15 protein-coding genes are annotated in these 20,369 nt (G+C 62.2%); 10 read left to right on the top strand and 5 right to left on the bottom strand.

The window, feature by feature from the left end; translation table 11 throughout:
• Window positions 1–6: 6 nt before the first annotated feature.
• From GGR30_RS09950 to cysG, 8 genes are all read left to right on the top strand, one after another.
• On the top strand, window positions 7–597 hold the full coding sequence (locus GGR30_RS09950) for an ANTAR domain-containing response regulator (protein WP_183485651.1): 591 nt from the start codon (window positions 7–9) through the stop codon (window positions 595–597).
• Window positions 598–599: 2 nt separating this feature from the next.
• Entirely contained in the window at window positions 600–1,820 is a 1,221-nt protein-coding gene (locus GGR30_RS09945) for a CmpA/NrtA family ABC transporter substrate-binding protein (RefSeq protein WP_183485648.1), read from the top strand.
• A gap of 257 nt (window positions 1,821–2,077) precedes the next feature.
• Window positions 2,078–3,451, top strand: a complete 1,374-nt coding sequence (locus GGR30_RS09940) for a CmpA/NrtA family ABC transporter substrate-binding protein (protein WP_183485644.1) — start codon at window positions 2,078–2,080, stop codon at window positions 3,449–3,451.
• Window positions 3,452–3,484: 33 nt separating this feature from the next.
• Window positions 3,485–4,561: an ABC transporter permease gene (locus GGR30_RS09935; RefSeq protein WP_183485641.1), complete on the top strand. Its 1,077-nt coding sequence runs from the start codon at window positions 3,485–3,487 to the stop codon at window positions 4,559–4,561.
• 7 nt (window positions 4,562–4,568) lie between these two features.
• On the top strand, window positions 4,569–6,335 hold the full coding sequence (locus GGR30_RS09930; RefSeq protein WP_183485638.1) for an ABC transporter ATP-binding protein: 1,767 nt from the start codon (window positions 4,569–4,571) through the stop codon (window positions 6,333–6,335).
• A gap of 5 nt (window positions 6,336–6,340) precedes the next feature.
• Window positions 6,341–8,788 (top strand): nitrite reductase large subunit NirB, encoded by a 2,448-nt coding sequence (gene nirB / locus GGR30_RS09925; protein WP_183485635.1) that lies wholly within the window; start codon window positions 6,341–6,343, stop codon window positions 8,786–8,788.
• Between the two features lie 10 nt (window positions 8,789–8,798).
• Window positions 8,799–9,134 carry a nitrite reductase small subunit NirD gene (nirD, locus tag GGR30_RS09920; protein ID WP_183485632.1) on the top strand — a complete coding sequence of 112 codons (336 nt, stop codon included), beginning with the start codon at window positions 8,799–8,801 and terminating at the stop codon, window positions 9,132–9,134.
• 12 nt (window positions 9,135–9,146) lie between these two features.
• Window positions 9,147–10,628 carry a siroheme synthase CysG gene (gene cysG / locus GGR30_RS09915; protein WP_246413723.1) on the top strand — a complete coding sequence of 494 codons (1,482 nt, stop codon included), beginning with the start codon at window positions 9,147–9,149 and terminating at the stop codon, window positions 10,626–10,628.
• 551 nt (window positions 10,629–11,179) lie between these two features.
• Here the strand turns inward: cysG and GGR30_RS09910 are convergent.
• Window positions 11,180–12,415 (bottom strand): Gfo/Idh/MocA family protein, encoded by a 1,236-nt coding sequence (locus tag GGR30_RS09910; protein WP_343066486.1) that lies wholly within the window; start codon window positions 12,413–12,415, stop codon window positions 11,180–11,182.
• Between the two features lie 123 nt (window positions 12,416–12,538).
• Between GGR30_RS09910 and GGR30_RS09905 the strand changes: the two genes are divergently transcribed.
• A complete protein-coding gene (locus GGR30_RS09905) occupies window positions 12,539–13,255 on the top strand; it encodes a GntR family transcriptional regulator (protein WP_183485629.1) in 717 nt (238 codons plus the stop codon).
• 161 nt (window positions 13,256–13,416) lie between these two features.
• Window positions 13,417–14,676, top strand: coding sequence for an NAD(P)/FAD-dependent oxidoreductase (locus GGR30_RS09900; RefSeq protein ID WP_183485626.1), 1,260 nt, complete (start codon window positions 13,417–13,419; stop codon window positions 14,674–14,676).
• A gap of 5 nt (window positions 14,677–14,681) precedes the next feature.
• On the opposite strand, the gene GGR30_RS09895 is transcribed toward GGR30_RS09900, so the two are convergent.
• Genes GGR30_RS09895 through GGR30_RS09880 form a run of 4 tightly spaced genes read right to left on the bottom strand, consistent with a single transcriptional unit; the run spans window position 14,682 to window position 20,287 of the window.
• Window positions 14,682–16,478, bottom strand: a complete 1,797-nt coding sequence (locus GGR30_RS09895; protein WP_183485623.1) for an aminopeptidase P family protein — start codon at window positions 16,476–16,478, stop codon at window positions 14,682–14,684.
• A 16-nt stretch (window positions 16,479–16,494) separates the two neighbouring features.
• On the bottom strand, window positions 16,495–17,454 hold the full coding sequence (locus GGR30_RS09890) for an ABC transporter permease (protein WP_183485620.1): 960 nt from the start codon (window positions 17,452–17,454) through the stop codon (window positions 16,495–16,497).
• Window positions 17,451–18,425: an ABC transporter permease gene (locus GGR30_RS09885; protein WP_183485616.1), complete on the bottom strand. Its 975-nt coding sequence runs from the start codon at window positions 18,423–18,425 to the stop codon at window positions 17,451–17,453. The genes GGR30_RS09890 and GGR30_RS09885 overlap by 4 nt, the downstream gene beginning before the upstream one ends.
• Window positions 18,422–20,287 carry a dipeptide ABC transporter ATP-binding protein gene (locus tag GGR30_RS09880; protein WP_183485612.1) on the bottom strand — a complete coding sequence of 622 codons (1,866 nt, stop codon included), beginning with the start codon at window positions 20,285–20,287 and terminating at the stop codon, window positions 18,422–18,424. Before GGR30_RS09880 ends, GGR30_RS09885 begins: the two co-directional genes overlap by 4 nt.
• Window positions 20,288–20,369 lie beyond the last annotated feature (82 nt).

Raw genomic sequence — 20,369 nt, 5'->3', positions numbered from 1 at the left:
CTGCTCATGAATAACAGCGATCTGGCGATCCTGGTCATCGATGAAAACGCGATCCGCGCAGCCATCATCAAGGAGGGCCTGCTCAAGGCCGGCCACCGGAACGTCACCGTCGTGGAGGAACTCGTCGGCGTCGCCCGCATCATCGAGCGTCAGGCGCCGGACGTGATCGTGATCGACATCGAAAACCCCAACCGCGATATGCTGGAAAGCCTGTTCCTTCTGTCGCGATCGGTGAAGAAGCCGATCGCCATGTTCGTCGACCGGTCCGATGCCGACATGATCCACGCGGCCGTCGAGGCCGGGGTTTCGGCTTACGTCGTCGACGGGCTGAAGCAGGAGCGGGTGAAGCCGATCCTCGATATGGCGATTTCCCGTTTCAACGCGTTTTCGCGCATGGCGCAGGAGCTGGAGGCGGCGAAGAGCCAGCTCGAAAACCGCAAGGCGGTCGACCGCGCCAAGGCGTTGCTGATGAAATCGCGCGGCATGGATGAGGAAAAGGCCTATGCGCTGCTGCGGCGCACGGCGATGGATCAGAACCGCAAGATTGTCGATGTGGCGCAGAGCCTGATCATGACGTTCGAGATGCTGGAGAGATGAAGATGCAGGACCTTTCAATCGGATTTGTGCCGCTTCTCGACAGCGCCATCGTTCTGGCGGCCGAGGCGAAAGGGTTTTTCGTCGAGGAGGGGCTGGATGTCCGCCTGACGCGCGAAACCTCGTGGAGCGCGATCCGCGATCGGCTGGCCGTCGGCAGCCTGCAGGCCGCCCATGTGCTGGCGCCGATGCCGATCGCCGCCAATCTCGGCCTGTTTCCGCTGTCGCCTAAACTTGTGGCGCCGATCGCGCTCGGGCTCGGCGGCAATGCGGTGACGGTGTCGGCGGCCCTTGGCGCGGCGATGGAGGCGGAGGGCGATGAAAGCGACCTCGATCCCGCCAGGGCGGGCGCCGCGCTGAAGCGGGCGATTGCGGCCAGAAAGACACAGGGTCTGCCGCCGCTGCGCTTCGGCGTTGTCTACGTGTTCTCCGGGCACAATCTCGAACTGCGCTACTGGCTCGCAGCCAATGGCATCGATCCCGACCGCGATATCGAAATCGTGGTGCTGCCGCCGCCCTTCATGCCGGACGCGATCGAGGCCGGGCGGATCGATGGCTATTGCGCCGGCGAGCCGTGGAACACGATCGCGGCGCGGCGCGGCGCGGCGCGGATCGTCACCGTCAAGGCGAAGATCTGGCGCTCCAGCCCGGAAAAGGTGCTGGCGCTGCCGGCCGAGTTTGTCGCCGAAAACGAAGAGACCGTGGCGGCGCTGCTGCGCAGCCTCTACCGGGCGTCGGAATGGTCGGCCAGACCTGAGAACCATGGCGAACTGGCCGCAATCCTCTCCGAACCGCATCACCTCAATGTCGATTCCACGGTGCTGCAGCCGCTGCTTTCCGGCACGGTCGCGATCAGCGAAACGGCGGACCGCGCGGTCGAGGATTTCTTCCTGACCTCCGCCAAGGCCGCGACCTTTCCCTGGCAGAGCCACGCGCTCTGGTTCTACAGCCAACTCGTGCGCTGGGGGCTTTGCGATCATTCCGCCGAAAATGCCGAGATCGCGAAAATGAGCTATCGGCCGGACATTTATCGCAAGGCGTTGCAGCCGCTGCATACACCGCTGCCGGGGGCCAGCCTGAAGGTGGAAGGCGCGCTCAAGGTGCCGACGCCCGTGGGGGCTAGCGCCGGCGGACTGATCCTCGGTCCGGATGGCTTTTTTGATGGGCGGACTTTCGATCCCGATCAGGTGGGCGCTTATATTGCACAGCAGAAATCCGGCCTTTGAGTCGGTGTTGCACTGCAATTGATTGATGCATCTGCCTGCATTTTGTGCAGTATTGAGATTCAGATATTTTTTATGCAAAAAACTGGCAGCGCCGCTTGTGTGAAAGAGCGTTCTGTGTTTCCATAAGTCTCAAGAAAGCGACGCCCAATGGAGGGTGTCAGGCAACGCCGCCAACGCATTCGAGCCAGAACTGGCCCGAGGACCGTTAGGCGGCTTTTTTCGTTTTTCCGACATTCCCGACCCATCTGGAGGACGCCATGCGCCATTTCCTTTGCTCTGCCACCATGCTCTGTTCCGTCGCGTTTGCGGGCGCGAATGCCCATGCCGAGATGCTGTTTCCGGAAAAGGACGAACTGACCATCGGCTTCATCAAGCTGACGGACATGGCGCCGCTGGCAATCGCCAAGGAGATGCACTTCTTCGAGGACGAGGGCCTCTACGTGACGCTGGAGGCACAGGCGAACTGGAAGGTGCTGCTCGACCGGGTGATCACCGGGGAGCTCGACGGCGCGCATATGCTGGCCGGCCAGCCGCTGGCGGCAACCATCGGCTATGGCACCGAGGCGCATATCGTCACGCCGTTCTCGATGGACCTCAACGGCAATGCGATCACGGTCTCCAATGCGGTCTGGGATCAGATGAAGGAAAACATTCCTGCTGGCCCCGATGGCAAGCCGGAGCACCCGATCAGCGCCGATGCGCTGAAGCCGTTGGTCGAGGCCTACAAGGCCGAGGGCAAGCCGTTCAAGATGGGCATGGTCTTCCCCGTCTCCACCCATAATTACGAACTGCGCTACTGGCTGGCGGCCGGCGGCATCAATCCGGGCTATTACTCGCCGGGCGATATTTCCGGCCAGATCCAGGCCGATGCGTTGCTCTCCGTCACCCCGCCGCCGCAGATGCCGGCGACGATGGAAGCGGGAACCATCGATGGCTACTGCGTCGGCGAGCCGTGGAACCAGGCGGCCGTGTTCAAGGGCATCGGCGTGCCGGTCGTCACCGATTACGACATCTGGAAGAACAATCCGGAAAAGGTCTTCGGCCTGACGGAGGAATTCACGCAAAAATATCCGCAGACGACGCTGGGTCTCACCAAGGCGCTGATCCGCGCCGCCATGTGGCTCGATGAAGACAACAACGCCAATCGCGAGGAAGCGGTCGAGATCCTGTCGCGGCCGGAATATGTCGGCGCGGATGCCGAGGTGATCGCCAATTCGATGACCGGCACGTTCGAGTATGAGAAGGGCGACAAGCGTCCGGCCGCAGACTTCAACGTCTTCTTCCGCCACTATGCCACCTATCCCTATTATTCCGACGCCGTCTGGTATCTGACCCAGATGCGCCGCTGGGGCCAGATCGCCGAGCCCAGGGAAGACGGCTGGTATGACGAGGTCGCCCGCTCGGTCTATCTGCCGGAACTCTATCTGGAAGCGGCCCGCCAGCTGGTCGATGAGGGCCATGCCACGGAGGCCGACTTCCCCTTCGATACCGACGGCTACAAGCCCGCGACAAACGAGTTCATCGACGGCGTGACCTATGACGGTCGCCATCCGAACGCCTATCTCGACAGCTTCCCGATCGGCCTGAAGGGCGACGAGATCGTCGACGGCAACAAGATCGCCGGCCGCTGAGCACCGCTGAAACCAAGGGAAAGCAGAGACATCATGACGATCGCGACAGACATGATCGATCCCGAGATTGCGGTGCGGCGTGAACGGCGCATCGCCCGGATCAACCGGGCCGGCAAGGTGCTCGGCCCCTTCGGCCTCGGCTTCGTGGTGCCGCTGCTGAAGCTTGCCGCCGGCGACACGCCCTCGGAGCAATGGGCGGATCTGAAGCAGATGCTGCTGGTTCCGCTTGTCGGTATCCTCGCCTTCCTCGCGGCCTGGGCCTATTTCGCGCCGAAGGTCGAGACCTCGCTCGGCGCCATCCCCGGCCCGGCGGCGGTGTTCCATCAGGCCGAGGTGCTGACGGACGATCATTTCGCCGAGCGGCAGAAGGCCGAGGAATTCTACGCCCGCCAGGACGAGCGCAACCAGATGCTGATTGCCGAGGGCTATGCCGACCGCGTCAAGGTTCGGCCCTATACCGGCAAGCCGACCTATTTCGACCAGATCTGGACCTCGCTGATGACGGTTGCGCTCGGCTTCTTCATCGGCACGGCGATCGCCGTTCCGGTCGGCATCGCCTGCGGGTTGTCGAAGACCTTCGAGGGTGCGATCAATCCGCTGATCCAACTGTTCAAGCCGGTCTCGCCGCTCGCCTGGCTGCCGATCGTGACTATGGTGGTGGCAGCCCTTTACCAGAACCCGAGCGACCTCCTGCCGAAATCCATGGTGATTTCCGCCGTTACGGTGACGCTCTGTTCCATCTGGCCGACGATCATCAACACGGCCCTCGGCGTCGCCTCGATCGATCGCGATCTCGTCAATGTCGGCAAGGTCTTGCAGCTTTCCACCTGGACGACGATCCGCAAGCTGGTGCTGCCGTCCTCGCTGCCGCTGATCTTCACCGGTATGCGGCTTTCTCTCGGCGTGGGCTGGATGGTGCTGATTGCCGCGGAAATGCTGGCGCAGAACCCCGGCCTCGGCAAGTTCGTCTGGGACGAGTTCCAGAACGGTTCCTCGGATTCGCTCGCCCGCATCATGGTTGCGGTGATCACCATCGGCCTGATCGGCTTCTTCCTCGACCGGGTGATGTTCGCGCTGCAGACCGCCTTCACCTATTCGGCGAACCGGTAAGGAGGGCATGATGAAACCCATTCTTCAGCTCAGAAACGTCGAAAAAGGCTTTGGCGAAGGCGTCAAGCGTAACCCGGTGCTCTCCGATATCTCGCTCGATGTACAGGAAGGCGAATTCATCGCTATCCTCGGCTTTTCCGGCGCCGGCAAGACGACGCTGATGTCGATGCTCGCCGGTCTCGAAAGGCCGGACAGCGGCGAAATCCTGTTTCGTGGCGCACCGGTCGAAGGCCCTTCGCCGAAGCGCGGCATCGTGTTCCAGAACTATGCGCTGATGCCCTGGCTTTCGGTGGAGGCCAATGTGCGGCTTGCCGTCGACGCGGTGCATCAGGGAAAATTGGCAAAGGAACGGGCCGCGCTCGTCGACTGGTATGTGGCGATGGTTGGCCTGAAACATGCCCGCGACCGCAAACCGTCGGAACTGTCGGGCGGCATGCGCCAGCGCGTCTCGGTCGCCCGTGCGCTTGCCATGCAGCCGGACGTGCTGCTGCTCGACGAGCCGCTGTCGGCGCTCGATGCGCTGACCCGCGCCAAGCTGCAGGACGAGCTTGCCGATATCTCGCAGAAAGAGAAGAAGACCATCATCCTCGTCACCAATGATGTCGACGAGGCCATTCTGCTGGCGGATCGGATCGTGCCGCTGACTCCCGGTCCCAACGCCACCTTCGGCCCGTCCTTCGATGTGAATATCGCTCGTCCGCGCGAGCGTGCGGCGATGAATTCCGACCCCGATTTCATCCGCCTGCGCGCGTCGATCACCGAATATCTGATGGATGTCGGCGTCAGCGCCAAACCGGAAACGAGCCGTGTCGAAGCGCTTCCCAATGTCGTCCCGATTTCCATCAGGTCGACCTCGAAGCCTCTGCCGGCCGCCTATCGCGAAAAGGCCCAGTCGGCCATCGAAAGCGGCTATGTCGAATTTTCCAACGTCACCAAGATCTATCCGACGCCGAAGGGCCCGCTGACCGTCGTCGACGGCTTCGACCTGAAGATGAAGAAGGGCGAGTTCATTTCCGTGATCGGCCACTCCGGCTGCGGCAAATCGACGGTGCTCTCCATGGCGGCGGGGCTGAACCCGATCAATGCGGGCGGCATCATTCTCGACGGTCGCGAGATTTCCGGCGCAGGGCCGGACCGCGCCGTGGTGTTTCAGGCCCCCTCGCTGATGCCATGGCTGACGGCGCGCGAGAATGTCGCGCTCGGCGTTGACCGGGTCTATCCGAAGGCAAGCCCCGCCGAACGCCGCGATATCGTCGAATACTATCTCGAGCGCGTCGGCCTTGGCGATGCCATGCACCGGCCGGCGGCCGACATGTCGAACGGCATGCGCCAGCGCGTCGGCATTGCCCGCGCCTTCGCGCTGTCGCCGAAGCTTCTCCTGCTCGACGAACCCTTCGGCATGCTCGACAGCCTGACGCGCTGGGAGCTGCAGGAGGTGCTGATGGAGGTCTGGTCGCGCACCAAGGTCACGGCCATCTGCGTCACCCATGACGTCGACGAGGCCATTCTCCTGGCCGACCGGGTGGTGATGATGTCGAACGGGCCGAATGCCCGCATCGGCAACATCATGGAGGTCGACCTGCCGCGCCCCCGTTCGCGAAAAGCGCTGCTCGACCACCCGGATTATTACGCCTACCGCGAGGAATTGCTGGAGTTTCTCGAAGCTTATGAAGGCGGCGCCTCGCCCGCCGAGGAACAGCTCGCCGCCATCAGGCAGAAGCGCGATCAGCGCATCAGCCGGCAGACCTGCAACAAACGCGTCGCAGCGGAGTAGAAATCATGGCCCAGAAACTCGTCATCATCGGAAACGGCATGGCCCCCGGCCGCATGCTCGAAGACCTGTTCGAGCGCGCCCCCGGTCTCTATGATGTCACCATCTTCAACGCCGAGCCGCGGGTGAATTACGACCGCATCATGCTGTCGCCGGTGCTTTCGGGCGAAAAGACCTATGAAGACATCATCATCCATGGCGATGACTGGTATGAGGCGAACGGCGTGACGCTGCATCGCGGTGCGAAGGTCGCGAAGATCGATCGGGAGGCGAAGACCGTCACCGCCGAAAACGGTGTCACGGCCTCCTATGACCGGCTGGTGATCGCCACCGGGTCCTCGCCCTTCATCATCCCGGTGTCCGGGCATGATCTGCCCGGCGTTCTCGCCTATCGCGACCTCGACGATGTTGAGAAGATGCTGAAGATTGCCGCGGGGCAGGGCCATGCGGTTGTCATCGGCGGTGGGCTACTGGGGCTTGAGGCGGCCTACGGGCTGAAGCAGCGCGGCATGAGCGTCACCGTGCTGCACCTGATGGACACGATCATGGAGCGCCAGCTCGACCCGGCGGCGGCCTATCTCTTGAAAAAGGCGCTCGACGATCGCGGCATCGAGATCATCACCAAGGCCAATACCAAACGGATCCTTGGAGAGGGTAGGGTCGAGGGCGTCGAACTGGAGGACGGCCGCATCATCTCCGCCGACATGGTGGTGATGGCGGTCGGCATCCGCCCGGCGGCGGGGCTTGCAAAGGATGCCGGGCTTGAGGTCAATCGCGGCATCGTCGTCGATGACGGCATGGCGACCTCCGATCCTTCGATCTTCGCGCTCGGCGAATGCGCCGAGCATCGCGGCACCTGCTACGGTCTGGTCGCGCCGCTTTATGAGAGTGCCGTCGTGCTTGCCGACCGGCTTGCCGGCGGTGCGGCGGAATACAGGGGCTCGCATGTCAACACCAAGCTGAAGGTCACCGGCATCAAGCTGTTTTCGGCCGGCGATTTCGCCGAGGGGCCGGACCGTGAGGAGGTGGTGCTGCGCGATGCCACGCGCGGCGTCTACAAGCGCGTGATCCTGCAGGATAACCGCGTGATCGGCGCCGTGCTTTATGGCGACACCGCCGATGGCGCCTGGTATTTCGACATGCTGAAGCGCGGGACGGACGTTTCCGAAATGCGCGAGACGCTGATCTACGGCCAGGCCTATCAGGGCGGTGCTGCTGCCGATCCGGCTGCCGCCGTGGCAGCGCTTCCCGATGACGCGGAAATCTGCGGCTGCAACGGCATCTGCAAGGGCAAGATCGTAACCGCGATCAAGGACAAGGGCCTGACCGCGCTCGATGATGTCCGCGCCCACACGAAAGCCTCGGCGTCGTGCGGCACCTGCACCGGGCTCGTCGAACAGCTGATGGCGCTGACGCTGGGTGACGCCTATAACCCCGCCGCCGTCCAGCCGGTCTGCGGTTGCACCGATCTTGGCCATGACGATGTCCGCCGTCTGATCCGCGCCAAGGGGCTGAAGACCATTCCCGCCGTGATGCAGGAGCTTGAATGGAAGACCTCATGCGGCTGCGCCAAATGCCGGCCGGCGCTCAACTACTATCTCGTCTGCGACTGGCCCGGCGCATATGCCGACGACTATCAGTCGCGTTTCATCAACGAGCGCGTCCACGCCAATATCCAGAAGGACGGCACCTATTCGGTGGTGCCGCGCATGTGGGGCGGCGTCACCTCGTCGAAGGAGTTGCGCGCGATTGCCGATGTCGTCGACAAATACGAGATCCCGACCGTCAAGTGCACCGGCGGCCAGCGCATCGACATGCTGGGCGTGAAGAAGGAAGACCTGCCGGCAGTCTGGGCCGATCTCGGCAAGGCGGGTTTCGTCTCCGGCCAGGCCTATGCCAAGGGGCTGCGCACGGTGAAGACCTGCGTCGGCAGTGATTGGTGCCGCTTCGGCACGCAGGATTCGACCGGGCTTGGCGTAAGGCTCGAGAAATTCATGTGGGGCTCGTGGACGCCCGCAAAACTCAAGCTCGCCGTTTCCGGCTGTCCGCGCAACTGCGCCGAGGCAACCTGCAAGGATATCGGCGTGATCTGCGTCGACAGTGGCTTCGAAATCCATTTCGCGGGTGCGGCCGGGCTCGAAATCCGGGGCACCGAGGTGCTCGGCATGGTGAAGACCGAGGACGAGGCGCTGGAGCATATCGTGGCGCTCACCCAGATGTATCGCGAGCAGGCACGCTATCTGGAGCGCATCTACAAATGGGCAAAACGCATCGGCTATGACGAAGTCCGTGCCCAGATCATGGACGATGCCGAAAAACGCACGGCCTATTTCGACCGCTTCGTCGAAAGCCAGAAATATGCCCAGGTCGACCCGTGGTCGGAGCGCGTCTCCGGCAAGGACAAGCACGAATTCAAGCCGATGGCCGTGGTCGGACATCCCGAGCCGGCGGAATGAGGAGCCCATCATGAGCAGTGATTTCATCGCCATCGGTCATATTCAGGACATTCCCCGGCGCGGCGCGCGCTGCATCAACACGGCTTTCGGGCGGATCGCGGTATTCCGCACCGCGGAGGACGAGGTCTTTGCCATGGATGACCGCTGCCCGCACAAGGGCGGGCCGTTGTCGCAAGGCCTGGTGCATGGCAGGGCCGTCACCTGCCCGCTCCACAATTTCGTGATTTCCCTGGAAAGCGGCGCGGCGCTCGGCGCGGACGAGGGTGAAGTGCAGACCTATCCGGTGCGGTTGGAAGACGGACGGCTGTTCATCGCGCTCTCCGCTTTGCCACTCGCGGCCGAATAGGGAGGCGGATCGATGGCTGACGCAAGCGCCCCCGCCCGCATGGAGGACCTCGCCGTCCTGCCGCTGTTCTTTCGGCTGAAAGGCCGACCGGCGCTGGTCGCCGGAGCCAGCGAAGCGGCGGCCTGGAAGGCCGAGCTTCTGGCCGCTGCCGGCGCCGACGTAACGGTCTGTCTCGGCGGCGAGAAGGCCTGCGACGAATTGCTGGCGCTGCAGGAAGATGGCCGGGTTCGCCTTCAAGCCGTGAACTGGCAGGTGGCTGAATGGCGCGATCTCAGCCTGGGGCTGGCGGATTGCGACGACGATGCCGCGGCTGAAGCCTTCGCCGCCCGCGCGAGAGCCGAGGGCGTGCCCTTCAACGTCATCGACAAGCCGGCCTTCTGCAGCTTCCAGTTCGGCTCGATCGTCAACCGCTCGCCGGTCGTTGTCGGCATTTCCACCGATGGCGCAGCGCCCGTTCTCGGCCAGGCGATCCGGCGGCGGATCGAAACGCTGCTGCCGAAGGCGCTTGCCGAATGGGCAGGCCTTGCCGCCTCCCTGCGCGATGCCATTGGCGCGCGGCTGAAGCCGGGCGGCGCGCGCCGGGCCTTCTGGGAGCATTTTGTCGATCTGAGCTTTGCCGGTCGCCCCGAAGAGGAGGCGGCGGAACGGCTCATGACGCGGGCGACACAGATCGCGACCGCGCCGCAGACCGGCAGCGTCACGCTTGTCGGCGCCGGGCCGGGCGATCCCGAGCTCCTGACGCTGAAGGCCATGCGGGCGCTGCAATCGGCCGATGTCATCCTGTTCGACGACCTGATCTCGCCGGAAATTCTCGAACTGGCCCGACGCGAGGCGAAGCGCATGCTGGTGGGAAAACGCGGCGGGCGGACGAGTTGCCGGCAGGAGGATATCAACCGGATGATGCTCGATCTGGCGCGGGCCGGAAAGCGCGTCGTGCGGCTGAAATCGGGCGATCCTTCGGTGTTCGGGCGGTCCGGCGAGGAAATAACGGCGCTTCAGCAGGCAGGCATCCCGGTTTCCGTCATCCCCGGCATCACCGCCGCAAGCGCACTTGCCGCCGGCACCACCACCTCGCTCACCCATCGCGATTGCGCCCAGTCGGTGCGTTTCATCACCGGCCATTCGAAAAAGGGCGCGTTACCGGAGGATATCGACTGGCGCGCCATCGCCGACCCGACAACCACGACAATGTTCTACATGGGCGGCCGCACCGCGGGCGAGATCAGCGCCCGATTGATTGCGGAGGGACTCTCGCCCGAAACCCCGGTCCTGATCGCCGCCAACATCAGCCGTGCGGATGAAAAGCGCTGGCACGGCACGCTCGCGGGGCTGGGCGAGGGCATGAAAGAGATCGGCTACGATAACCCGGTTCTGTTTGGCATCGGCCGGGTTTTCGCGCGGAAGATGGCAGGGACGGAGGCGATCGATGAGACGCAGTCTGTCTTTCACAAGCCGATGCACGGTGTGCAGGCCTTACCCGCATTGTCACGCTAGCGCGTGCTGCCAGTTAAGGTTCGAAATGATATCCGGGTTGATAGGGGCGTCGGCTCTCGATCTTTGGCAAGAGCTCGGGTGGCAATATGCTGCGCCAGTGCGAGAGCTCTGCTACCGCTCCGGCTCCGAAGCTAGCCCCCTCAAGAGCTCACCAAAAGTTTCCCTCCGACAGTGCTAGAGAGCTTACTGTTTTTCGGGGTTTCCTGTTAACAAAACAGCGTCCAAATCCTGCCCCCGCAACCAAAACTGACTTATCCGATATGCAAAAGCCCTCGCAAGAACGCGGGGGTTTTTCGCTTTTTTGGCAGGCCGATATGGTCAATGCGTAACTTGGAGATCGTGTTCGAAGGGGTGGAGCGGCTGCTCGTTGGCATCGGGCTCAAAGGCGAGCCGAGCAAGCTCGAGAAAAGACCGGAAATGGGAGCCAATGCGCAGGCGCGGAATACGCAGATCGACACTGTCTGCCCGCCTTTGCCAGTTGGAGGTCCGATCTCTTCAAACTGCGTCAATCCGTGCCTGCGCCGAGCGTCACACAAAAATCCGCAGGCCGTTCAGCTTAGGCTGACGGCCTGTTGTTCTTTTGATGAGCGGATCAGAGCTTCAATCAGTCTGTGAACTTCAAGCGCTTTGCGGCCTGTGACAGCCGGGTCGCGTCCGGTGGCAAGCGCGTCGGCGAAATCCTCGATAATCCTTTGATGCCAGGCATGCGGGAAGTCCATCGGGTCGGCGCCGCCGCCTGATGTCGATGTTTCACCCAGAAGTTCATGGTCGCCATTGCGCCAGTGAACCTCTATCTGACCGGACTGAAGGCGCACGGACGCATTTTCACAATGGATTACGAGGCTCTCGGGCATACCCGGAAAGCTCGCCGTGCTCGCCACCAGCGAACCACAGGCGCCATTGGCAAAGTCCAGTCCGGCACTGACGAAGTCTTCGGCCTCCATCTGGTGCAAGTTGGATGTTCGGGCCATGGCCTGGACGCGGGTGACCGGGCCGCAAAGGGAAAGCGCCAGATCAAGGGGGTGGATGGCCTGTGAAATCAGCACGCCGCCACCGTCGCGGGCATATGTTCCCCGGCCCGGTTCGTCGTAATAGTCTTGTGGCCGCCACCAGGAAACGTTGATTTCAACGACGCCGATCGGCCCGAAACCGCCGCTCTCAATCAGGTCTGCGAGCTGCATCGACGCATCGCGCATGCGATGTTGCAACACGATGCCGAGTGGGACCCCTGCCTTCTCACAGCGTTCGACGATCGTCGTCGCCTGTTCGAGCGTGCGTTCGACCGGCTTTTCCATGAGGATCGGCTTTTTCGCTTCGCACAGGGCGTTGATGATGTCAGCGCGCGCATCCGGCGGTGTGCAGACGATGACGAAATCGATCGCCTCATCCGCCACAAGCGCCTCCAGCCCAGCATAGGCAATGGGGGCCGGCGCGTCGTGACGCTCGGCATAGGCTTCGCAAAATGCTTTCGCGCGCTGCTGGTTGCGCGACAGAACGCCATGCAGAACGAGGTTTTCGCTGGCCGCCACCGCCGTTACATGAGCGCTCGCTCCCATGCCAATGCCGATCAAGGCTACATTTGCTGCCATCGTGTCCATTCCTCTACCGGTTGTCCTGCGCCGCAAAAAAGTCAAACGCCGTGGATCAGCCATAATTTCAATTGCCGCAGCATTCAACCTCGGCAGAACCGTCCAGGCCAGTCCTGAGGCATGCCATTTCTCGGCGACAACCGGAATGCTATATCCAAGCCTCGAACCGTCGTATTTTTGAACACAAAGTGTCGACAATGCATGCGCGGCGACATATGCTCAAGATCGACAGGTTGCTGATTTGCTCCGCTCGGTCCGGGTGATTGGATGGTATAACGCATCCGCATATGCGCAAACACAGCAACCATGAAAGAGGCAGCAATGGCAGCAGCGGAAGAGACGACAAAGGCAAAGACGCGCGGATCGGGAACGCAGAAGGTCTACGAGACGCTGCGGCGGGAAATTCTGGCGATGGAGCTGACGCCGGGCAGTCCGCTGGATGAAGTCAGACTGTCGGAACGTTTCGGCATGTCGCGCACCCCGGTGCGTGAGGCTTTGCTCAGGCTTGCCAGCGACACGCTGGTGACCACGCTGCCCAACCGCAACACCATTGTTTCCGCCATCAACTTCGCGGATATGCCGCATTATTTCGAAGCGTTGACGCTGATGTACCGGATCAGCACCAGGGGAGCGGCGGCGCGCGGGCCGCATGCGCCAGAGATGATGACAAGCATTCGCGCGCGCCAGGGCGAGTTCGTGGCAGCGGTGGAAGCCCAGGACGCCTTTGCCATGATCGAGGCCAATCGCGAATTTCACGTCGCCATCGCCGAACTGGCAGGTAATCCCTATTACACCGGTTTCTTCTCGCGATTGCTGGATGAAGGACGCCGCATTCTCAGGCTCTATTATTCCACCTTTGAAGACCGTCTTCCGCGCCAATATGTCAATGAACACGAGGATATCATCGCGGTGATCGAAGCCGGCGATCGCGAACAGGCCGACCGCCTGGCAATCGACCATGCCGGACAGATCGTGCGCCAGATCCAGGAATACCTGGCCCGGGAAGCCGAGCAAGCACGCGCGCTGTCACTGGAGTGAACGGCAGGCTGTGGCCGAGGCAGGAAGAGTTATACCAACCAAACAAAAATCTGCTGTTTCCAAGCCGGAAGGTTTCGCCGACGAACGAAAGGGCAGGCGGGCTAACAAGACCATGTCTCGGGGACATGCAGCGGTCAGCCCTTTCAAAAACGGGGAACGCGATGAAAGACAAAACTGGCGCAGATGCCGTTGTCATTGGCGGCGGCATTGTCGGATGCATGGCCGCACGTTATCTGCTGGAAGCTGGCCGCAGGGTCACGATACTGGAACGTCGTGAAATTGCCGCAGGAAGCAGTGCGGGCAATGCCGGAATTCTTGCTTTCCCCGAGATCGTGCCGATCCCCTCGCCGGGAATAACGTGGAAAGCGCCTGTATGGCTGCTCGATCCGCTGGGACCGTTGACGATCCGTCCTGCCTATGCCGCACGGCTTGTTCCATGGTTCTGGCACTTCTGGCGTGCAAGCTTCAAGGCCAATTTCGAGCGCGGGCTAGAGGTCCAGTCAGAACTGATGCGGCTGGCGGTCAGGGAATTCGAACATATTCGCAAGGATGAGCGCCTGGCGCCCTTTGTCGTCAATACCGGCACGCTCGACCTTTATGACAGCGAGAAAAGCTTTCGCGCCGCCGCGCCCGACTGGGACAAGAAGCGCGAAGCGGGCTTTGATTTTCATCGCGTCGGGCGCAGCGAGATCGAAACGCTTCAGCCCGGCCTCGCGCCCCGGTTCGAACACGCGATCTATAGCGATGATGGTCTGCAGATCTCCGATCCTGCCAGTTTTACACGCGCCCTTGGTGAAAGCCTGCAGCAGGACGGAGCCACGATCAGCATCGCAGATGTTTCAGGCCTGGAGCCGATCGAGACCGGCGCGCGCATACATCTTTCCAATGGCGAGGTGGTTGAGGCCCGCACCGTCGTGGTTGCCTGCGGCGCTTGGTCCAAACGGCTGGCAAAAAGCCTTGGCGAGGCGATCCCGCTCGACACCGAGCGCGGCTACAACACCACCCTGCCGCCGACCGCCTTCCCGCTGAAGCGCCAGCTTTACTTCAACGATCATTCCTTTGTCGTGACGCCACTGAAAGACGGGATCCGGGTCGGCGGTGCGGTGGAGTTCGGCGGACTTGATCTGCCCGCCAATTTCAAACGCTCCGACATGTTGATGAAACTTGCAAAACGGTTCATGCCCGAACTTGAGACGCGTGGCGGCGAGCAGTGGATGGGGTTTCGCCCCTCCATGCCCGACAGCCTGCCGGTGATCGACCGTTCGAAAGCGGCCCCGAACGTGCTCTATGCCTTCGGCCACGGACATCTGGGATTGACCCAGTCAGCAGCCACGGGGCGGCTGATCGCGGAACTGGCCATGCAGAAGAAACCGTCTGCCAATCTTGAGAACCTGCGCTTCGACCGGTTTGCAGAGTTGTGACGATTTTATAGCTCGAGCGTCTCTGTCGATCGCATCAGAAAGTCGCGGGCGTCTTCGCTGATATGGCCTGCAAGCGCCCTGCGCACTGTGTCGTGATAGTCATTGATGAAGGCGATTTCCTGCGCGGATAGAGCGGCGACGTCCACCGGCTTGAGGTCGATCGGGACAAGCGTGAGCGAGCGGAACCGGCAGAAGCCGGGGAGCGTCGCGATCACTTCCACCTGGTTTTCAATCCGCAAGCCGTAGGCGCCTGCTTCATAATATCCCGGTTCGATGGTCATGATGTTGCCGGGTTCGAGCCCGTAATTGTTGGCCTTCTTGGCGAAGCGATGCGGGTATTCATGCACCAGGAGATTATGCCCCACGCCGTGGCCCGTGCCGTGATCGTAATCGAGGCCCATCTGCCAGAGCGGCAGGCGGGCAAGCGCATCGAGCTGATGGCCGCATGTGCCTTCGGGAAACGTGGCTGAAATCAGCGCGATAAAGCCTTTCAGAACAGCCGTGTAGGTCCTGCGTACAGTTTCGTCTGGCACTGACAGGAAGAGGGTTCTCGTGACATCCGTGGTGCCGTTTTCATACTGGCCGCCGGAATCGATCAAATAGGGGCCGTCGGGCGTGATTGGAGCGTCACTTTGCGGCGCGGCGTTATAGTGGCACATCGCTGCATTGGCGCCGGAGGCTGATATCGAGCGGAAACTTGCCTCCAGAAAGCCCTTTCGGCGCGCGCGCAAGGAGAGAAGCTTCTCTTCCGCCTCGATCTCTCGGATCGGATTGCCGGCAGACACGCGAGGTGGGGCTTCGCGCTCCAGCCATGCGAGAAACTCGGTGAGCGCTATGCCGTCTTCAACATGGCAGTCGCGATATCCGGCAAGTTCCGCCGGCGTCTTGCGCGCCTTGGCGATGGTCAGCGGGTTGTCGGCGAGGCGAACCGTGCCGCCGGCATTCTCCACCGCGAGACGAAGGGCCACCGGTGCAAAGGACTGGTCGATCAGCACTCTCTTGTCTTTGGATAGCGCCGCCACGCAGGCAATGAAATCCTCGGCGGCCTTGAGGCGAATGCCCTCAAGTTCGCATGCTGAGAGGTCGTTGGGCAGTTTGCGGCTGTCGACGAACCAGTCGACCGCGCCATTTTCCTGCAAGATCATGAACGACTGGGGCACCGGGTTCATGGCGATATCGCTGCCGCGCAGATTGAGCAGCCAGGCGATATTGTCCGGCAGTGTCTCCGCCATCATGTCGGCTCCGGCCTCGGCAAGCTTTCTGCCCATGCGCGCCCTCTTCGCCGCAACGGTTTCGCCGGAAAGGGAAGGGGGCATGGGTCTGACGAGGCCGAGCGGCTTTTCGGGCCGGTCGGGCCAGATCGCGTCGAATGGATCTTCTGTAACAGGGATAAGCGTGAACCCGGCCTTTTGGGCCGATGTCGCAAGCCGGTCAAAAAGAGCCGTATCGATCAGCATCGGATCGAAGCCGATCCGCCAGCCTTTCCGGCCATGGACAGCAAGCCAGCCGTCGATGGGATCGTTGTGGAGATGGTGGACCGCGTAAAGCGCGGAACTGACCTCGTGGCGCACCTGGATTTCATAGCGCCCGTCAACGAAGATCAGGGCGCTCTCCTCGAGAACCAGTGCCAGCCCGGCGGAGCCGGTAAAGCCGGTGATGAAGGCCAGCCGGTCGTCATGCGGGGCCGCGACCTCGCTTTGATGGGCGTCTGCGCGCGGCACGATCAGCCCATTCAGCCCCTCGGATTTCAAAGAACAGCGGAGTGCGGCGAGGCGCGTAGCGATTTCAGGGGTGGCTGTCATGATATTTTCCTGGCCGTCAGGCTCCGCGCACGCGTGGATCGAGGACGGCATAAAGCAGGTCGACGATGATATTGGTGATCACGATGAAGAAACCGCCCATCAAGACGATGCCGATGATCACCGGCCGGTCGAGATTGCGGACAGACTGCACGGCGAGCGCGCCGACGCCCTGAAGCCCGTAAATCTGCTCGATGACGATGACCCCGCCCAGAAGAAGCTCGATATCGGCGCCGAGCTGGGTGATCAGTGGTGTCAGCGTGGCGCGCAGGCCGTGCTTGTAGATCACTTTTGCCTCCGAAATACCCTTGGCGCGGGCGGTGCGGATATAATCTTCGCCGAGCACCTCGATCAGCTTGCCGCGCGTCAGGCGGGCGTAGATGGCGGCGGTGACCAGCGCAAGCGTCGTCCACGGCAGGAAAAGATGCCAGGCCCAGTCCACCGGATCGGCCAGAAACGGCTTGTAGCCACCGGGCGGAAACAGCATGAAGCCGGCCTTGCGCGGCAGGAAATAGAAGACATAAAGCGACAGCATGCCGAGCACGAAGGTCGGAAACGACAGGCCAAGCAGGATGAAGCCCTGCCCGAGCCGGTCGCGCAGGCCGCCGGGAAATCGCGCTGACATGATGCCGATGGGAATGCCGAGCGCCAGCCAGAAGACTACGCCGCCAAGGACCAGCGAAATCGTGGCGGGCAGGCGGCGCACGATCAGTTCGGTCACCGGCTGCTGGTTGCGGTAGGAAAAGCCGAGATCGCCTGTGGCCGCCTTGCTGATGAACCGGCCATACTGCACGTAGATCGGCTGATCGAGGCCAAGATTTGAGCGGATCTGTTCCAACTGAGTTTCGGTCGCCTTGTCGCCGGCAATCATACGGGCGGGATCACCCGGGGCAACGAAGAACAGGACGAACACGAAGATGCTCAGCGAAAACAGGATTAGAACGGCAAAGCCGATGCGCTGGACGAGATAGCGGCTCATGAGCGCGCCTCCTTCTTCAGCCGCTTCAGAAGCGATTTGCGGACCGGCCGGGCTTTCGGATCAAGCGCATCGCGCAGGCCATCACCCAGAATGTTGAAGGCAAGTGTGGTCAAAAGCAGCGCCAGCCCCGGGAATACCACCAGCCACCAGGCGACGAGATAGATCGAGTTGGCCGAGGCATCGGCCAGCATGCCGCCCCAGCTCGGCGTCGGCGGCACGATGCCGAGCCCGAGAAAGGAAAGCGTTGCTTCAAAGACGATGGCCGTGGGGATCATCATGGTCGTGTAGACGATGATCGGGACCGAGAGGTTGGGCAGGATGTCGCGCAGCACGATGGAGAACGGTCCGGCCCCGAGTAACCGGCTGGCGGCGACGAATTCACGGCGGCGCAGTGATGAGACCTCGGCACGGATCACGCGGCCCATCGTCGTCCACGAGAAGAACACGATCACGCCGATGCTCAGCGACAGGCTGGGGCCGAAAACCGAGACCAGCGCCAACGCACACAGAAGAAACGGCACGCTCATCACCAGATCCATGATCCGGCTTAGGACCATGTCCACCTTGCCCCCGGCAAAGCCGGCTGTCGTGCCGATAGTAATGCCGATCAGCGCGGCAGCCAGCGAGGCGACGACGCCGACAATCAGCGAGATGCGCGCGCCGTAAGCGAGGCGCACCAGGACGTCGCGACCAAGGTGGTCTGCGCCCAGCCAGAAATCATGGTTCGGTCCGACGGGAAGCCCCATCGGGCTCATGCCGATCTTGCGGTATTGCTCGATGGCCGTATGGCCGGTGATCTCGGCCACCAGAGGGGCGGCCAGCGCGAAGACGATCAGAACAATGATGAAACAGGCAGCGATCAGGCTGGCGCGGTCGCGGGCAAGCCGCCGCAGTGTCAGCTCCAGCGGGCCGCGCTGCACGACGCTGCCAGCGTCGTCGTCTTCGGTGTCGTGATGCGAGACTGCGCTCATGCGACTTCTCCTCCTATGCTGTCGATGAGCCGGCGCGCGGGCAATGCCTCGGCTGAAATCTCATGCAGGGAAGCGGCCATCAGTTCGCGGGTATAGGGATCGCGCGGTGCGGCATAGATGTCTTCGGCTGCGCCAAGTTCGACAATGCGCCCCTTGTTCATGACGGCAATCCTGTCGCAGACATGGCGGACCACGGACAGGTCATGCGAGATGAACAGGAAGGTCAGGTCCATTTCCTGCTGCAGGCTGCGCATCAGATTGAGGATCTGCGCCTGGATCGAGACATCAAGCGCGGAAACCGGCTCGTCGAAGATGATGATATCGGGATGAAGCGCGAGCGCGCGGGCAATGCCGATGCGCTGTCGCTGGCCGCCGGAGAACTCGGAAGGGTAGCGGTTGTAATGTTCCGGGTTCAGGCCGACGCGTTCCATCAGCGCCTGAACGCGGTGTTTGCGTTCGGCGCCGGAACAGACCTTGTGAATGCGGAATGGGTCGCCAATGATGGAGCTGACCCGTCGGCGCGGATTGAGCGAGCCGAAGGGGTCCTGGAATACAAGCTGGATGCGTTTTCGCATGGCGCGCCAGTCGTCATGCGTCAGGCTATCGAGCATCTGCCCCTCGACGACAACGTCGCCGGAACTGGCGGGAACCAGCCCTGCCAGAACCCGCGCAAGCGTGGATTTCCCGCAACCCGATTCGCCCACAAGGCCAAGCGTCTCGCCCTTGAAGAGCGTCAGGTCGATCCCTTTGAGAACATCAAGCGTCTTGGGCACACCGCGCATCCCGCCGCCGGTCTCATAGCTCAAATGCACATTGACGGCTTCGATCATTTTTGTGCGGTCGCGGGCAATGGGGCCCGCCGTGGCGGTCTCGCGTGATAGGGAGGATGTGGCGGGTTCAGTGCGATCCTCCCCTTCTTTCCAGCATAGAGCCTCTGTCCCGTCATCGAACAACCTGAGCGGCGGGACGCGGATACAGATGTCCATGGCCTTGGCACAGCGCTGGCGGAACACGCAGCCCTTCGGCGGTGACAGGAGGCTTGGCGGGCGGCCGGTGATCGGCTCGATCATGGAGCCGGGCGTGTATTTCGCCGGCGAGGAATTCAAAAGGCCGGCGGTATAAGGATGCACCGGCGCAGAAAAAAGGGTTGCCGAAGGCCCGATCTCCATACGGTTTCCCGCATACATGACCATGACCTTGTCGGCGATAGAGGAAAGCAGCGACAGGTCGTGGGTGATCATGATCACGGTCGTACCGCGCTCACGGCGCATCTCGTCCAGCAGCGCAATGATCTGTGCCTGAACGGTGACATCAAGTGCGGTCGTGGGTTCGTCGGCGATGATGAGCGGCGGATTGAGGATCAGCGCCATGGCGATCATCACGCGCTGTCGCATGCCGCCGGAGAACTGATGGGGATAATCATCGAAACGCTGCTCCGCATCACGAATGCCGACGCGCGACAGCATGTCGACCACCCGCGCCCTGGCCGCCTTGCGCGAAACCCGCTCATGGGCGTGGACCATTTCGGCGATCTGGGCGCCGATCGTGTAGTAGGGGTGCAGGCTTGAGAGCGGGTCCTGAAAGATCATGCCGATGCGAGAGCCCCGCAAGGCACGCAGGCGCCGGTGTGACACGGCAAGAAGGTTCTCGTCTTCGAACACGGCCTGCCCCGAGATCTCGGCGTTGGGCAGAAAGCCCATGATGGCCTGCGTCAGGACGCTCTTACCGGAGCCGGATTCGCCTGCGATCCCGAAAAGCGTTCCCTTTTCGACACGGAAGGAAACCTTGTTGACCGCATGGACGATGCCGTCCTCGGTCGGAATTTCGACAGTCAGATCACGTATGTCGAGAATGGATGTCAAAAAATTGCCTCCAGGACAGAACGGTGGCAGGCGGGGAGGCCCCGCCCGCCTTGGTCTGCATGTGGCAGCTGCAATGGGCAGC

Source organism: Martelella radicis (genome assembly GCF_014196625.1).
In the GTDB taxonomy this organism is placed as follows: Bacteria; Pseudomonadota; Alphaproteobacteria; order Rhizobiales; family Rhizobiaceae; genus Martelella; species Martelella radicis.
Note: the sequence above shows the minus strand (reverse complement) of the source record. Positions and strands in the feature narration are given on the sequence as shown.

Excerpts from the sequence above, each read along its gene's own strand:
- GGR30_RS09950 (WP_183485651.1), top strand. The coding sequence starts at position 7 with ATGAATAACAGCGATCTGGCGATCCTGGTCATCGATGAAAACGCGATC.
- GGR30_RS09945 (WP_183485648.1), top strand. The coding sequence starts at position 600 with ATGCAGGACCTTTCAATCGGATTTGTGCCGCTTCTCGACAGCGCCATC.
- GGR30_RS09940 (WP_183485644.1), top strand. The coding sequence starts at position 2,078 with ATGCGCCATTTCCTTTGCTCTGCCACCATGCTCTGTTCCGTCGCGTTT.
- GGR30_RS09935 (WP_183485641.1), top strand. The coding sequence starts at position 3,485 with ATGACGATCGCGACAGACATGATCGATCCCGAGATTGCGGTGCGGCGT.
- GGR30_RS09930 (WP_183485638.1), top strand. The coding sequence starts at position 4,569 with ATGATGAAACCCATTCTTCAGCTCAGAAACGTCGAAAAAGGCTTTGGC.
- nirB (WP_183485635.1), top strand. The coding sequence starts at position 6,341 with ATGGCCCAGAAACTCGTCATCATCGGAAACGGCATGGCCCCCGGCCGC.
- nirD (WP_183485632.1), top strand. The coding sequence starts at position 8,799 with ATGAGCAGTGATTTCATCGCCATCGGTCATATTCAGGACATTCCCCGG.
- cysG (WP_246413723.1), top strand. The coding sequence starts at position 9,147 with ATGGCTGACGCAAGCGCCCCCGCCCGCATGGAGGACCTCGCCGTCCTG.
- GGR30_RS09905 (WP_183485629.1), top strand. The coding sequence starts at position 12,539 with ATGGCAGCAGCGGAAGAGACGACAAAGGCAAAGACGCGCGGATCGGGA.
- GGR30_RS09900 (WP_183485626.1), top strand. The coding sequence starts at position 13,417 with ATGAAAGACAAAACTGGCGCAGATGCCGTTGTCATTGGCGGCGGCATT.
- GGR30_RS09895 (WP_183485623.1), bottom strand. The coding sequence starts at position 16,478 with ATGACAGCCACCCCTGAAATCGCTACGCGCCTCGCCGCACTCCGCTGT.
- GGR30_RS09890 (WP_183485620.1), bottom strand. The coding sequence starts at position 17,454 with ATGAGCCGCTATCTCGTCCAGCGCATCGGCTTTGCCGTTCTAATCCTG.
- GGR30_RS09885 (WP_183485616.1), bottom strand. The coding sequence starts at position 18,425 with ATGAGCGCAGTCTCGCATCACGACACCGAAGACGACGACGCTGGCAGC.